Annotated in this window: 12 protein-coding genes; 3 read left to right on the plus strand and 9 right to left on the minus strand. The window is 64.3% G+C overall.

Features of this window, described 5'->3' with window-relative positions:
• Positions 1–45: 45 nt before the first annotated feature.
• Entirely contained in the window at positions 46–813 is a 768-nt protein-coding gene (locus GGQ99_RS09805; protein ID WP_183262419.1) for a hypothetical protein, read from the plus strand.
• A gap of 41 nt (positions 814–854) precedes the next feature.
• Here GGQ99_RS09805 and clpB read toward each other — a convergent pair whose 3' ends face one another.
• The 6 genes from clpB to GGQ99_RS09835 form a co-directional block, all read right to left on the minus strand.
• A complete protein-coding gene (gene clpB, locus GGQ99_RS09810; protein ID WP_183262420.1) occupies positions 855–3,461 on the minus strand; it encodes an ATP-dependent chaperone ClpB in 2,607 nt (868 codons plus the stop codon).
• A 220-nt stretch (positions 3,462–3,681) separates the two neighbouring features.
• Positions 3,682–4,500: a DUF4167 domain-containing protein gene (locus GGQ99_RS09815; RefSeq protein WP_108606916.1), complete on the minus strand. Its 819-nt coding sequence runs from the start codon at positions 4,498–4,500 to the stop codon at positions 3,682–3,684.
• A gap of 306 nt (positions 4,501–4,806) precedes the next feature.
• Positions 4,807–5,661, minus strand: coding sequence for a peptide chain release factor N(5)-glutamine methyltransferase (gene prmC, locus GGQ99_RS09820; protein WP_183262421.1), 855 nt, complete (start codon positions 5,659–5,661; stop codon positions 4,807–4,809).
• Complete coding sequence (gene prfA, locus GGQ99_RS09825; RefSeq protein ID WP_183262422.1) at positions 5,654–6,733, minus strand: peptide chain release factor 1; 1,080 nt, start codon at positions 6,731–6,733, stop codon at positions 5,654–5,656. The genes prmC and prfA overlap by 8 nt, the downstream gene beginning before the upstream one ends.
• The gene (gene ptsP, locus GGQ99_RS09830) at positions 6,730–9,006 is read right to left on the minus strand and encodes a phosphoenolpyruvate--protein phosphotransferase (protein WP_210307832.1); all 2,277 of its coding nucleotides are present in this window, start codon (positions 9,004–9,006) and stop codon (positions 6,730–6,732) included. The genes prfA and ptsP overlap by 4 nt, the downstream gene beginning before the upstream one ends.
• A gap of 77 nt (positions 9,007–9,083) precedes the next feature.
• Positions 9,084–10,337: an aspartate kinase gene (locus GGQ99_RS09835; RefSeq protein WP_108606913.1), complete on the minus strand. Its 1,254-nt coding sequence runs from the start codon at positions 10,335–10,337 to the stop codon at positions 9,084–9,086.
• A gap of 276 nt (positions 10,338–10,613) precedes the next feature.
• Between GGQ99_RS09835 and ubiG the strand changes: the two genes are divergently transcribed.
• Both ubiG and GGQ99_RS09845 read left to right on the plus strand, forming a co-directional pair.
• Positions 10,614–11,360, plus strand: coding sequence for a bifunctional 2-polyprenyl-6-hydroxyphenol methylase/3-demethylubiquinol 3-O-methyltransferase UbiG (ubiG, locus tag GGQ99_RS09840; protein WP_108606912.1), 747 nt, complete (start codon positions 10,614–10,616; stop codon positions 11,358–11,360).
• A gap of 144 nt (positions 11,361–11,504) precedes the next feature.
• Complete coding sequence (locus GGQ99_RS09845; RefSeq protein ID WP_183262423.1) at positions 11,505–11,846, plus strand: MmcQ/YjbR family DNA-binding protein; 342 nt, start codon at positions 11,505–11,507, stop codon at positions 11,844–11,846.
• Positions 11,847–12,092: 246 nt separating this feature from the next.
• On the opposite strand, the gene GGQ99_RS09850 is transcribed toward GGQ99_RS09845, so the two are convergent.
• The 3 genes from GGQ99_RS09850 to grxC are packed head-to-tail and all read right to left on the minus strand — an operon-like array spanning position 12,093 to position 13,660.
• Positions 12,093–12,518, minus strand: a complete 426-nt coding sequence (locus GGQ99_RS09850) for a DUF1178 family protein (protein ID WP_108606909.1) — start codon at positions 12,516–12,518, stop codon at positions 12,093–12,095.
• Positions 12,515–13,381 carry a carbon-nitrogen hydrolase family protein gene (locus tag GGQ99_RS09855; protein WP_183262424.1) on the minus strand — a complete coding sequence of 289 codons (867 nt, stop codon included), beginning with the start codon at positions 13,379–13,381 and terminating at the stop codon, positions 12,515–12,517. Before GGQ99_RS09855 ends, GGQ99_RS09850 begins: the two co-directional genes overlap by 4 nt.
• A gap of 15 nt (positions 13,382–13,396) precedes the next feature.
• Positions 13,397–13,660, minus strand: coding sequence for a glutaredoxin 3 (grxC, locus tag GGQ99_RS09860; protein ID WP_183262425.1), 264 nt, complete (start codon positions 13,658–13,660; stop codon positions 13,397–13,399).
• Between the last annotated feature and the right edge of the window lie 8 nt (positions 13,661–13,668).

A 13,668-nucleotide genomic window follows, 5' to 3' on the forward strand; every position in this document is an offset into this window, starting at 1 on the left:
CGATGCCGTGTGATTAGTCCCGGTGCGCACAAAGGAAAATCGTCGATGGAAAACGGCGGCAACATCTGGTCCACGTCGCTACGCATCATGAAGAAAGAGATCATTTACGTCCTGGCGTATTGCGCGATGATCGTGGTTTTCCTGATGATCGAAGAAAAAATGGAGAATACATCCGCGAGCTCCATCGCGCTGACGTTCGCATCCGCGATGTTGGCAATCCCTGCACATTTATCGGTTCTGTCCCGCCTCGGCACGGCAGACGCCATGCGTGAACTGCAAAGCAAGAGCCCAAGATACATCGGCAGCTTCGTGTTCCGCACAATCGTCCTGGGCGTAATTTCCTGCGCACCAATGCTGGCCCTGGTCATATTCCTGTCTGCAAACAACTGGGGAAGGACCAGCCTCATTGCCACGGCAGTTTTGGTACTGCTTTTGTCGGCAGCCCTGGTTTTCGCAAAGTGGGGAACCATGCTGCCCGCCATCGTCATGCAGAGCGACAAAACATTTGCAGCCGCCGGGCGCCGCGGCAGAATGAGTTTTTTCTATGCATTCCCTCGGCTGCTCGTGTCGTTCGGCCTCTTGAGCGTTGTACAGATCCTGGCTATCGCAGCCGCAGCCAACATGCTGGGCGCAGGGGACTCCTACTTCCCGGCAGCAGGCGGCTTTGATTTCGGCCTCCTGCTCAGCGCGATGATTGCCACAGCCATCAGCAGCTACCAGATCGTCATGACTGCGGTCATTCTCTCACGCTCCTACCTGCGGGCCGAAAACGCCGCCAACGGTCGTGATCTCGTTGCGGTTGAGGCGATTTGAAACTGGCCCTTGCTGTTTCCAGCAAGGGCCAGTTCATCACATTACGCAGCCGCCTCTTCGCTCACCACCGTCGGCTTGGAGCGGAAATTCAGCCGGTCCGAGCCTGCGGTGATCTTGACGGTCGAACCGTCGAGGATCTCGCCGCCGAGGATCTTTTCGGCGAGCGGGTCCTGCAGCTCCTTCTGCATGACGCGTTTGAGCGGACGTGCGCCATAGGCCGGGTCGTAGCCCTTGTGCGCCAGCCACTCGATCGCGTCGGGCGCGAGGTCGAGCGTGATCTTGCGGTCGGCGAGCAGCTTTTCCAGCCGCTGGAGCTGGATCGCGACGATCTTGCCCATGTCCTGCTGGCGCAGGCGATGGAACAGGATGACCTCGTCGATGCGGTTGAGGAACTCCGGCCGGAACGCGCTCTTTACCACGCCCATGACTTCGTCGCGGACCTGGTCGACATCCTCGCCCTCGCCCAGCGCCACCAGATACTCGGCGCCGAGGTTCGACGTCATGATGATCAGCGTGTTGCGGAAGTCGACGGTGCGGCCCTGACCATCGGTCAGGCGGCCGTCGTCGAGCACCTGCAAGAGCACGTTGAAGACATCGGGATGCGCCTTTTCGATCTCGTCGAACAGGATCACCTGGTAGGGCCTGCGGCGCACGGCTTCGGTCAGCGTGCCACCTTCCTCATAGCCGACATAGCCGGGAGGCGCGCCGATCAACCGGGCGACGGAGTGCTTCTCCATGAACTCCGACATGTCGATGCGCACCAGCGCGTGCTCGTCGTCGAACAAATAGTCGGCGAGTGCCTTGGTGAGCTCGGTCTTGCCGACGCCGGTCGGGCCAAGGAACATGAACGAGCCGATCGGCCGGTTCGGGTCCTGCAGGCCGGCGCGGGCACGCCGCACCGCCTTGGACACCGCCTGCACCGCCTCGCCCTGGCCGACGACGCGGACGCCGATCTCGTCTTCCATGCGCAGAAGCTTCTCGCGCTCGCCTTCGAGCATCTTGTCGACCGGAATGCCGGTCCAGCGCGACACGACATGGCCGACATGGTCGGGCGTCACGGTCTCTTCGACCATCGTGCCGCGGCCTTCGAGCGCCTCGGCCTCGACCAGCTTCTTTTCAAGCTCGGGGATGCGGCCATAGGCAAGCTCGCCCGCCTTCTGGAACTCGCCCTTGCGCTGGGCGATGGCGAGTTCGTTGCGCGCTTCTTCGAGCTGGCCCTTGAGGTCGGCGGCAAGGCCGAGCTTTTCCTTCTCGGCCATCCACTGGCTCGTCACCCGGGTCGACTCCTCCTCGAGGCCGGCCAGCTCCTTTTCGAGCCTGTCGAGGCGATCGCGGGAAGCTTCGTCCTTCTCGAGCTTGAGCGCCTCGCGCTCGATCTTGAGCTGCATGATGCGGCGGTCGATCTCGTCGAGCGCTTCCGGCTTGGAATCGATCTGCATGCGCAGCCGCGACCCGGCCTCGTCAACAAGGTCGATCGCCTTGTCGGGCAGGAAGCGGTCGGTGATGTAGCGGTTGGACAGCGTGGCCGCAGCAACCAGCGCCGAGTCCGAGATGCGCACCTTGTGGTGCTGCTCGTACTTCTCCTTCAGGCCGCGCAGGATCGAGATGGTGTCCTCGACCGTCGGCTCCGAGACGAAGACCGGCTGGAAGCGGCGGGCCAGGGCAGCGTCCTTTTCGACATGCTTGCGGTATTCGTCGAGCGTGGTGGCGCCGACGCAGTGCAACTCGCCGCGCGCCAGCGCTGGCTTGAGCAGATTGGACGCATCCATCGCGCCATCGGCCTTGCCGGCGCCGACCAGCGTATGCATCTCGTCGATGAACAGGATGATGCCGCCGGCAGCCGAGGTGACCTCGGACAGCACGGCCTTCAGCCGCTCCTCGAACTCGCCGCGATACTTCGCGCCAGCGATCAGCGCACCCATGTCGAGCGCCATCAACTGCTTGTCCTTGAGAGACTCCGGCACGTCGCCATTGACGATGCGCAGCGCCAGGCCTTCGGCGATCGCCGTCTTGCCGACGCCGGGCTCGCCGATCAGCACCGGGTTGTTCTTGGTGCGACGCGACAGCACCTGGATGGTGCGGCGGATCTCGTCGTCGCGACCGATGACCGGATCGAGCTTGCCTGCGCGGGCGTCGGCCGTCAGGTCACGGGCATATTTCTTCAATGCGTCATAACCCTGCTCGGCGCTGGCCGAGTCGGCGGTACGGCCTTTGCGGATGTCGTTGATCGCCTGGTTCAGCGCCTGCGCGGTGACGCCGGCCTTGGCAAGGATGTCGGCGGTCTTGGCCGACTTTTCGACGGCGAGCGCGGTCAGCAGGCGCTCGACGGTGACGAAGCTGTCGCCGGCCTTCTTGGCCAGGTCCTCGGCGGTCGAAAACACCTTGGCAAGCGGCTGGGCCATGTAGAGCTGGCCGTTGCCGCCCTCGACCTTCGGCAGCGCATCGAGCGCCCCCTCGACGCCGAGCTTGACGTCGCGGGCGCGGCCGCCGGCGCGCTCGACAAGCGACGCGGCAAGGCCTTCCTCATCGTCGATGAGGACTTTCAGGATATGTTCGGGGGTGAACTGCTGATGGCTGCGCGAAAGCGCCATCGTTTGCGCCGACTGGATGAAACCGCGGACGCGTTCGGAATACTTTTCAGGGTTCATTCGATGTCTCCATTCCGTACCCGGCCCGCTTTGCGGCACCGGTCTGGCTCAAGGTGACGGATCCGCCCAAACGGGCCGGACCCAACTGAGCGTGATATGGTGAGTAGGACGATATCCCTCAAGACGTATTGATCGAAGTCAAAAAACAAAAAAAGGCGGCGGGAGTTTCTGGCTCCCGCCGCCTTCTATTCTCAATGTTCCGACGATGTCGGCGTGCTGATCAGCTGTCGGCTACGGCAAGCCCGCCTTCGGGCACCGGTGCCTCGGCAGCGGCCTCGCCTTCCGGCGCAGCGGCGCGTTCGCCGCGGCGCGGACGACGGCCACGACGCGGTGCCGCGGCAACTTCGCCCTCGGCCGCTTCAACGGCAGGTGCTGCCTCGGCGACCGCTGCTTCCGGCTGCGGCTGCTCGACGGCAGCGGCTTCGACCTGCGGAGCTTCGGCCTGAGCGGCCTCAGCCTGCTGGTCGGGCTGGCGACGCTCGGGACGGCGGCCTTCGTGACGCGGACGGCGCTCACGGCGACCTTCGCGCGGCTGACCTTCGCCGGCTGCCTCTGGATTGAGGGCGACTTCGGCGGGCGTGCCTTCGATCTCCGGCTGCGGACCAGTGCCGTTTGCGACCGGCTCCTGCTGCGGCTGCTGGACTTGCGCCTGCTGATCGGCAACGTTGTTGCCAACGCCGTCATCGTCGCGCTCGTCGTCCATGTCGCCGTCGAACTCGTCGCGGCTCTGTTGCTGGTGCTGGATCGGCATCTGCGCCATGGCGGCAGCGATGATGCGGTTGTAGTGCTCTGCGTGCTGAAGGTAGTTTTCGGCCATCACGCGATCGCCAGAGCTTTGCGCGTCGCGCGCCAGCGTGGCGTATTTTTCGGCGATCTGCTGCGCGGAGCCACGGATCTTTACGTCCGGACCGTTGCTCTCGTAGTTGCGCGTAAGCGGGTTTGGACCCTTGCGGTTGCTGTTATTATTATTGTTGTTGCTATTGTTATTATTGTTGTTGTTACGACCGCGCATGCGCCTGTTCTGCTGTTGTGGCCTCATCAGATTCTCTTTGTGTTGAATTCATCCGAACGGGGGCACTTAGGCGGCCTGCCGTTTCGTATCTTTCCGCCCGTGATCGCCCGCAACATCTTTGCGTCGGCGCCACATGCCATCCTGTCTCGGTTTCATGTCACTTGCCGGACGATCCCCGCACGAAGCTAGAGCGTCGTCTACGCAAGAAGGCAGCTAGTTTCGAAGGAAACCGAATCGTTAACAGCACTGCCTGCTTCGTCTCATCCGGTTGCCGGAAACTAGCGGCATTCACTTTCCTTGCCAAGCGGTTTTTTTAGAGCCGTTTGGCGGTGGTCAGCGCCGGAACACGAGCACCCGGTCGTTGCCGCCCAAGTCCTTGTGCTGGGCCAACAAATGGTAACCGGCCTGCTCGAATATTTCGGTCACGTCGCGTCGCTGGTCGCGCCCGATTTCGAGCCCGACAAGGCCATCTTTCTCAAGATGGCGCGCAGCACCCGACGCTATCGTTCTGTATGGCTCAAGACCGTCCGGGCCACCGTCGAGCGCGCGGCGCGGATCAAAATTGCGAACCTCGTTCTGCAAATCCTCGATCTCTGATGAGGATATATAGGGAGGATTTGAGACGATTAAATGGTGCCGGCCATCAATCTCTGAAAACCAGTCGGATTTTTTTGCCGAAAAGCGCGCCGAGACCCCCAATTGCCCGGCATTTGCCGCAGCGGTCGCCAGCGCATCGTCGGAGACGTCGACGCCGGTCGCCACGGCCCGCGGCTCCTGGGTGACCAGCGCAAGCGCAATGGCCCCGGTGCCGGTGCCGAGATCGAGAATACGGCAGATGCCGTCGCGCGCCGCAGTCTCGCGCACAAAGGGCAACACCGCATCGACCAGCGTCTCGGTGTCCGGGCGCGGCTCCAGCGTTTCGGCCGAGAGGCTGAGCCGCATGCCGTAGAAATCGCGATAGCCGAGGATGCGGTGTACCGGCTCGCCGGCAAGTCGGCGGTCGAGTGCTGCCTCGATTTCAGCGACCTGCCCGACGATCCTGTCGGGCGAAGAGATCGCGTCAGTGCGTGTCGTGCCGGAGAAATGCTCGACGAGCAGCCGGGAATCGAATGCCGCGTCCGCGATGCCGGCGTCGGCAAGGCGCTGGCGCGCATGACGCAGGAGTTCGCCGAGCGGACGCTCAGCCATCCGAGCCCATGTCGGCCAGAAGCTTCGACTGGTGGTCGGCGATCAGCGCATCGACGACGTCGTCGAGTTCGCCCATCATCACGCGGTCGAGCTTGTAGAGCGTCAGGTTGATGCGGTGGTCGGTCAGCCGCCCTTGCGGGAAATTGTAGGTGCGGATGCGCTCGGAGCGGTCGCCCGAGCCGACCTGCGACTTGCGCGACGACGAGCGTTCCTCGTCGGCGCGGCTGCGCTCCATGTCGTAGAGGCGCGCACGCAGGATCTGCATGGCGCGGGCACGGTTCTGGTGTTGCGATTTTTCCGCCTGGACCACCATGATGCCGGTCGGCAGGTGGGTGATGCGCACCGCCGAGTCTGTCGTGTTGACGTGCTGGCCACCCGAACCCGAGGCACGCATCGTGTCGATGCGGATGTCTTCGGGGCGGATGTCGATGTCGACCTCCTCGGCCTCCGGCAGGACGGCAACCGTCGCGGCCGAAGTGTGGATGCGGCCGCTGCCTTCGGTCGCCGGAACGCGCTGGACGCGGTGGACGCCGGATTCGAACTTCAGATGGGCGAACACGCCCTTGCCCGATACGGTGGCAATGATTTCCTTGAAGCCGCCGGCATCGCCGTCGCTGGCGGAGGCCACCTCGAAGCGCCAGCCACGCGAGGCGGCGTAACGCTCGTACATGCGATAGAGGTCGCCGGCGAACAGGGCGGCCTCGTCGCCACCGGTGCCGGCGCGGATTTCGAGGATGGCGTTGCGCTCGTCGGCCGCGTCCTTGGGCAGGAGCAGGATCTGGATTTCGCGCTGCAGCGCCTCGATGCGGTCCTCGACCTCGGGCTTGTCCATCTCGGCGAGGGCACGCATCTCGGCATCCGTGCCCTTGTCGGACAGCATCGCCTCGAGATCGACGAGTTCCTGCTCGGCGCCGCGCAGTTCGCGGATCCTGGCAACAAGGTCCTGGATGTCGGAATATTCAGACGCCAGCTTGACGTAGACGTCGGGGGCCGGGCCAGCCGCCATCTGTGCTTCGAGCATGTCGAAGCGCTTGACGACCTGGTTCATTCTGTCGTGGGGCAGGCTGATCATAGGGGTATGGAACGGTCGTCCGCAAAGGCCTGGAGCAACGCGCGCATCGGCAGGTTGGCGGCAGGACCGGAAAGGTTGTCGTCGAGGAAGGATTTCAGCTCGCCGAGAGGAAGTTCCGTCAGCATCGCCTTGACCGGGCCGATGGAGGCCGGGGACATGGAGATCGAGCGGTAGCCGAGGCCAAGCAGTGCCATCGCCGAGATCGGCTTGCCGGCGAGTTCGCCGCACAGCGTGACCGGCGTGTGGTTGCGCGCACCGGCATCGGCGATCTGCTTGAGCACCCGGAGGAACGGCACCGACAGCGGGTCGAAGCGGTCGGCGAGCTGGGTGTTGCCGCGGTCGGCGGCCATGACGAACTGGAACAGGTCGTTGGAGCCGACCGAGACGAAGTCGACCGCCTGCATCAACTCGTCGAGCTGCCACAGGAGCGACGGAACCTCGATCATCGCGCCGAGCTTGAGGCTCGTCGGCAGATGGTGGGCGAAGCGCGACAGGTGGCGCACCTCACGGTCGATGATCTCGCGTGCCTGGGCGATTTCCGAGAGTTCGGTGACCATCGGCAGCATGACCTTGAGCTCGCGCCCGCCGGCAGCCTTGAGCAGCGCGCGGACCTGGGTGCGCAGCAGGCCGGGACGGTCGAGGGTGAGCCGGATGGCGCGCCAGCCGAGCGCCGGGTTCTCTTCCTCCTGCACCGAGCCCTTGAAATAGGGCAGCACCTTGTCGCCGCCGATGTCGATGGTGCGGAAGGTGACGGGGCGGCCGCGGGCGATGTCGAGCACGTCGCGGTAGAGTTTTTCCTGCGCTTCGGCGCGCGGGAAGGTGGAGGCGACCATGAACTGCAGTTCGGTACGGAACAGGCCTATGCCGGCAGCGCCCGCCTCGGCCAGCTGCGGCAGGTCGACGGCAAGGCCGGCATTCATCAACAGGTCGACCTTGACGCCGTCCTTGGTCTCGGACGGCTTCTTGCGCAGTTCGCGGTAGAGTTCCTGCCGACGCGCGCGGAAGCGCACCTTTTCGGCGTAAGCGGCTTCCAGATCGGGCTGCGGACGCAGATGAACCGCCCCCTCCTCACCGTCGACGATGATCGGATCGCCGTTTTCCGACATGGAAACGGCGCCCTTCATCTGGCCGGCGACGGGAATGCCCATGGCGCGCGCGACGATGACGACGTGGCTGGTAGGCGCACCGTCTTCCAGCACCAGGCCGCGCAGCCGGTCGCGGGGATAGTCGAGCAGTTCGGCAGCACCCATCGAGCGCGCGACGATGATGGCGTCCTTGGGCAGCGATGCGGCGATCGTCTCGGGACCGCGGCCCATCAGCTGGCGCAGGAGGCGGTTGGCGAGATCGTCGAAATCGCTCATCCGCTCGCGCAAATAGGGATCGGTCATGTGCAGCATGCGGGCGCGCATGTCGCTCTGGACCTTTTCGACCGCAGCCTCGGCCGTCAGGCCATTGCGGATCGCCTCTTCGAGGCGGCGCACCCAGCCGCGGTCGTTGGCAAACATCCGGTAGGCTTCGAGAACCTCGCGATGCTCGCCCTCGAAGGCGACGTCGCGGCGCTCCAGCATGTCGTCGATCGACAGGCGCAGCGAACCGAGCGCATCCTCGAGCCGGCGCAGCTCCTCCTCGCTGTCCTCGTTGAACAGGTTGGTGACGACGATGCGCGGCTCATGCAGCACGACATGGCCAAGGCCGACGCCTTCGTTGAAGGCGATGCCGGTAAAGCTGGCCGGGCGCGACATGTCGAGCTCGAGGCCGGGCCGGCTCAGCCGGCCGATGTCGCCCGACGCAATCATCTCGGCGATGACCATGGCGGTGGTTTCGAGCGCCTCGATCTCGTCGTCGCGATAGTGGCGCATGGTCTTGTTCTGGACGACCAGCACGCCGAGCGTGCGCCCTGCCCTGAGCACCGGCACGCCGAGGAAGGAATGATAGATCTCCTCGCCCGTCTCCGGCAGGTAGGCGAAGGCGGGGTGTTCCTGGGCGTTGGACAGGTTGAGCGCGCGGGCGCTCGCCGCGATCGTGCCGACCAGGCCCTGGCCGAGACGCAGCTGGGCCAGGTGAACGGCATTCGGGTTCAGACCGACGGTGGCGTAGAGCTCAAGCACCGAGTCGGCGCGCAGCACGTAGAGCGAGCAGACCTCGGCCACCATGTTGGCGGCGATATCGCGCACGATCCTGTCGAGCCGTTCCTGTGGCTCGAGAGGCTCCGCCATCAATTCGCGGAGCCGTTTCAGAAGTACGCGTGGCCCAGCGGCCATGTCACGTATCATTCACCGTCTCCAATGGTTTGGACCCGGCACGGCACATGCTGCACGCCGGCAACGCGGTGACGCTCGACTCCTTGATACTACTGCTTATCGAGACCGTAGACGGAATGCAAAGTGCGAACCGCAAGTTCGGTATACGGGCCGTCGATAAGGATCGAGATCTTGATCTCCGACGTGGTGATGGCGCGGATGTTGATGCCCTTGGCAGCCAGCGCCTGGAAGGCAGTGGCCGCAACGCCGGCATGGCTGCGCATGCCGATGCCGATGACCGACACCTTGGACATGCCCTCGTCGTGCTGGACGGCATCGTAGCCGATGTCGGGGCGGATCTTCTCGAGCACGGCCAGCGCCTTGTTGACGTCGCCCGAGGGCACGGTGAACGTCATGTCGGTGAACTTGCCATCCTCCGAGATGTTCTGGACGATCATGTCGACATTGATGTTGGCCTCGGCCAGCGGGCCGAAGATGCCGCCCGCAACACCCGGTCGGTCGGCGACCCGGCGCAGCGAGACCTGAGCTTCGTCCTTGGCGTAGGCGATTCCGGTGACGACCTGCTGTTCCACGATTTCTTCCTCGTCACAAATGAGCGTTCCAGGCGGATTGAGAAAGTCGCCCATGCCGGGCGCATCCGGATCTTCGAAGGAAGAACGCACGAAGGTGCGAACGCGATGCACCATGGCGAGTTCGACCGACCGGACCTGCAGCACCTTGGCGCCGAGCGAGGCCATTTCGAGCATTTCCTCGAACGAGATGCGCGACAGCCGCCGCGCCTTGGGCTCGATCCGCGGATCGGTAGTATAGACGCCATCGACGTCGGTGTAGATGTCGCAGCGATCAGCCTTCACCGCCGCAGCGATGGCGACGGCGCTGGTGTCGGAGCCGCCACGGCCGAGGGTGGCGATGCGGTTATCCGGGCCGATGCCCTGGAAACCGGCGACGACGGCGACCTGGCCTTCCTGGAAGCGCTTGACCAGGAACGAGCCGTCGATGTCGAGGATGCGGGCGGCACCATGGGAGTTGTCGGTCTTGATCGGGATCTGCCAGCCCTGCCAGGACCGCGCATTGACGCCGATGTTCTGCAGCGCGAGCGCCAGCAAGCCAGCCGTTACCTGTTCGCCCGACGCGACCACGGCGTCATATTCGCGTGCGTCGTGCATCGGCGAGGCGTCGCGGGTCCAGGCGACCAGTTCGTTGGTCTTTCCGGCCATGGCCGAAACCACCACCGCAACCTCGTGGCCCGCGTCAACCTCGCGTTTGACATGACGCGCCACGTTGCGGATTCGGGCGATGTCGGCGACGGACGTACCGCCGAATTTCATCACGATGCGCGCCATAGAAGCGAAATGCCCTTACCATAAACGCCGGCCCCGAGGGGGCCGGAAAATGAGTGAAAACACCGGTCTGCGACACGGTGCCGAATGCGCGGCCTGCATAGCCAAAACACGCGCATTCCGCAAGGACGCCCGGCCAGACAAATCAGCGCGATTTTTTTTGCCGGCGCGCAAAGTCGGCGCGTGGATTTCGATGCAGTGTCGAACCGCAGCGGAATTGTCGCCTTGACAATCCCCGCGCCAGACCCGACTTCCTTGCGCTCGAAGGAGACCACAGCAATGCCAGATCCCCGCCCATCGACCATCGATGCCGGAGAAGTCGAGCGGTTCTCGGCGCTCGCCGCCGAATGGTGGAACCCGAACGGCAAGTTCCGCCCGCTGCACAAGTTCAACCCGATCCGCCTGGGCTACATCCGCGACCAGGTCGCCGCACGCTTCGGCCGCGACACCCATGCCGCACGGCCCTTCGAGGGCCTGCGCATCCTCGACATCGGCTGCGGCGGCGGCCTGTTGTGCGAGCCGATGGCCCGCCTTGGCGCCGAAGTGGTGGGGGCGGACGCCTCGGCCACCAACATCGAAGTGGCCAAGATCCACGCAGCCGAAAGCGGCGTGACGGTAGACTATCGCGCCACCACGGCTGAAGACCTCGCAGATGCGGGCGAAAAATTCGACATCATCCTCAACATGGAAGTGGTCGAGCACGTCGCCGACGTCGAGCTGTTCGTCAAGAAATGCGGCGAGATGGTCAAGCCCGGCGGCATCATGTTCGTTGCCACCATCAACCGCACCTTCAAGGCGCTTGGCCTCGCCATCGTCGGCGCAGAATATGTGCTGCGCTGGCTGCCGCGCGGCACCCACCAATACGGCAAGCTGGTGCGCCCGGAAGAACTGGACAAGGCGCTCACCGGTGCCGGCCTCGCCACCATCGACCGTACCGGGGTGACATACAACCCGCTGGCCGATCGCTGGCAGAAATCCCGCGACATGGACGTCAACTACATGGTGCTGGCGGAAAAGGCGGCCTGAGGCCGCCGCTCCCCGTTTCCAGCGACGTTCGGGATCAGGCGTCGAGCGAGCCCGATAGCCGTTGCGCCAGCAGAGCGCTTGAAACTTGCGCCGTCCGTCCGGAACCCTAAAGTGGTGAACTCGCCACATCGGGATCGAGGAGCCATGACACCCGAGAATGTCAGACGGATCGCCCTGGAGCTGCCCGCGGCGACCGAGAAATCGCATTTCGGCAAGCCCGACTTCCGCGTCCGCGACCGTGTCTTCGCCACCCTGCCCGAAGACGGCAACGCCGTGGTCAAGCTGACGCGCGACCAGCAGGAGATGATGTGCGGCCGTGAACCGGCACTGTTTCAGCCGGTGGACGGCGGCTGGGGCAAGCAGGGCTGGACCCGCGTGATACTGGCAACAGCCGACGAGGCGGCATTGCGCAGCGCGGTGGTGACGGCCTGGCGCAACATGGCGCCGGTTACGTTGCGCAAGGCGTTTGATCTGGCGGGTGGGTGAGGTTGCGAGTTTCTCGGCACTAGCTGGGGTCTTCTGTAACAAGCCTTGGGTGGCGGGACGCGACGCCAGTCCGTGAGCGCGCGCTCGGATCGATTTGCAGTTGGTCTGCACCGGAATTGCGGTGGAAAGGTCACGGCATGGATCCCCGACACTCTCCGCTCCACAAGGGCGCAGGTCAGTCACCAGACCCTAGGGCGTGGCAAGTAATAGCCGTCTCACACAGGGGGAGAAGGAAACGTCTCCCAGTCAGTTCCGGTCGTCGGGGAAAACCGGCAGCGGCATGAATTCGATGCCGTCCTCGGCAAGGCCCTTGGCCTCTTCGATGGTCGCAGCGCCATAGATGCCGCGCGCCTCGGTCTCGCCGAAATGGATCTTGCGCGCTTCCTCGGCGAACTTGTCGCCGACATTCTCGGCGTTTTCACGCACCTTCTCGGACAGGTCCTTGAGCGCTGCCATCATCTTGCGCTGCTGCTCGCCCATGGCGAGCGCAACCTTTTCCTGCTTGCGCGAGGTCGAGACGGCTGGCGCCATCAGTGCCTTTTCGACCTTCTGCGAGCCGCATTCGGGACAGGAGACGAAACCGCGCTTGCGCTGGGTTTCGAAGTCGTCGTTGCTGCGGAACCAGCCCTCGAAGTCATGCGCGCGGTCGCAATGGAGGGAAAATCGTATCAAGATGCGGCTCCCCGGAGCGCTCCCTGGCCCGTGCCACGAAGCGATACGCTGAATTCGCGCGCATTCTTGAGATTGGGGATCTTCTTGCGTGCATCGGCCGAATGCTGGGTGTCGATCTCGGCGACGATGACGCCGGGCTCGTCATGGGCGGCCTCGGCAAGAATGCGGCCCCACGGGTCAATGATCAGCGAATGGCCGAAGGTCTCGCGGCCGTCCTCATGCTTGCCGCCCTGGCCAGCGGCGATGACGAAGGCGCCGTTTTCGATGGCGCGGGCGCGCAGCAGGACATGCCAGTGGGCTAGGCCGGTCTGGCGGGTGAAGGCGGCAGGCGCGGTCAGCACCTCGGCACCGGCAAGCGCCTCGGCGCGGAACAGTTGCGGGAAGCGCAGGTCGTAGCAGATGGCAAAGCCGATCCTGGCGAGCGCCGTGTCGGCGACGACGGCTTCCGTGCCCGGCTCGTAGGCCGAGGATTCGCGCCAGCTCTCGCCATTGTCGAGGTCGACGTCGAACATGTGGATCTTGTCGTAGACAGCTAACGTCGAACCATCGGGCCCGAACAGGAACGCCCGGTTGGCGAGCTTGCCGTCGGCCCGCACGATGGCCGTCGAGCCGACATGCAGGTGGATGCCGAGTTCGGCAGCGAGCTTGCGGCCGGTGGCCACGATCAGGTCGCGATCCTCCGAGGTGAAGGCCGTGGCACGGGCATCCTTGTCGCCGACGATGGCGCCGGTCATCTCGGGTGTCTGCACATACGTCGCACCCTGTCCGGCAGCCTCGCGCACCAGGGCCTCGAAATCACGGGCGTTGCGCTCCGGCTCCTTGCCCGAACGCATCTGCACCGCTGCCGCCTTGAAAATCGCCATGGTCCGTCCTCAGGTCTATGCGCCGGCAGCGAGAAGTTGATCGAGCCTGCCTTGCGCATCGAGCGCATGCAGGTCGTCGCAACCGCCGACATGGGTGTTGCCGATGAAAATCTGCGGGAACGTCGCGCGGCCGTTGGCGCGCGTGACCATTTCCTGCCGAAGCTCAGGCGAGAAGCTAGCGTCATGCTCGGTGAATGCAACGCCCTTGCGCTCCAAAAGGCGCTTGGCCGCAGTGCAGTAGCCACACATCATGCGCGTATAGATAGTCACATCGACCATGACAGAAA

Origin of the sequence: Aminobacter niigataensis (genome assembly GCF_014200015.1) — a bacterium.
In the GTDB taxonomy this organism is placed as follows: Bacteria; Pseudomonadota; Alphaproteobacteria; order Rhizobiales; family Rhizobiaceae; genus Aminobacter; species Aminobacter niigataensis.

What these genes read in the sequence shown, in the direction of transcription:
- GGQ99_RS09805 (WP_183262419.1), top strand. Translation starts at nt 46, where the DNA reads ATGGAAAACGGCGGCAACATCTGGTCCACGTCGCTACGCATCATGAAG.
- clpB (WP_183262420.1), bottom strand. Translation starts at nt 3,461, where the DNA reads ATGAACCCTGAAAAGTATTCCGAACGCGTCCGCGGTTTCATCCAGTCG.
- GGQ99_RS09815 (WP_108606916.1), bottom strand. Translation starts at nt 4,500, where the DNA reads ATGAGGCCACAACAGCAGAACAGGCGCATGCGCGGTCGTAACAACAAC.
- prmC (WP_183262421.1), bottom strand. Translation starts at nt 5,661, where the DNA reads ATGGCTGAGCGTCCGCTCGGCGAACTCCTGCGTCATGCGCGCCAGCGC.
- prfA (WP_183262422.1), bottom strand. Translation starts at nt 6,733, where the DNA reads ATGATCAGCCTGCCCCACGACAGAATGAACCAGGTCGTCAAGCGCTTC.
- ptsP (WP_210307832.1), bottom strand. Translation starts at nt 9,006, where the DNA reads ATGATACGTGACATGGCCGCTGGGCCACGCGTACTTCTGAAACGGCTC.
- GGQ99_RS09835 (WP_108606913.1), bottom strand. Translation starts at nt 10,337, where the DNA reads ATGGCGCGCATCGTGATGAAATTCGGCGGTACGTCCGTCGCCGACATC.
- ubiG (WP_108606912.1), top strand. Translation starts at nt 10,614, where the DNA reads ATGCCAGATCCCCGCCCATCGACCATCGATGCCGGAGAAGTCGAGCGG.
- GGQ99_RS09845 (WP_183262423.1), top strand. Translation starts at nt 11,505, where the DNA reads ATGACACCCGAGAATGTCAGACGGATCGCCCTGGAGCTGCCCGCGGCG.
- GGQ99_RS09855 (WP_183262424.1), bottom strand. Translation starts at nt 13,381, where the DNA reads ATGGCGATTTTCAAGGCGGCAGCGGTGCAGATGCGTTCGGGCAAGGAG.
- grxC (WP_183262425.1), bottom strand. Translation starts at nt 13,660, where the DNA reads ATGGTCGATGTGACTATCTATACGCGCATGATGTGTGGCTACTGCACT.